Raw genomic sequence first — 252 nt, 5'->3', positions numbered from 1 at the left:
CTTCGCGCCGCCCGCCCTTGACCCTGCTCCGGACCGGACATCGACAAGCGCCGCAAGGCGCAGACATTCACAGCGGTAGCCGATATGGTAGCCGAAGTCAACTTCCACTCAAAACGGCATTGGGCCATTGTTCTTCGCTTGCGTGAGGAAGTACATCGCTTGGAACCATTTCGTGAGAGGCAATTTACTCGAGTGGAAAATGGTCCCGCTCGTGAGGGTCGTCTGGTACCGGCAAGCCTGGCACTGGAACGT

General features: G+C 57.9%; 1 pseudogene. It reads right to left on the bottom strand.

Features of this window, described 5'->3' with window-relative positions:
• Positions 1–126 precede the first annotated feature (126 nt).
• Positions 127–252, bottom strand: a pseudogene (locus F1735_RS35085) (IS1595 family transposase); the annotation flags it as partial.

The organism is Massilia genomosp. 1 (genome assembly GCF_011682185.1).
Lineage (GTDB): Bacteria > Pseudomonadota > Gammaproteobacteria > Burkholderiales > Burkholderiaceae_D > Telluria_A > Telluria_A rubra.
This window is presented reverse-complemented; position numbering and strand designations above follow the sequence as displayed.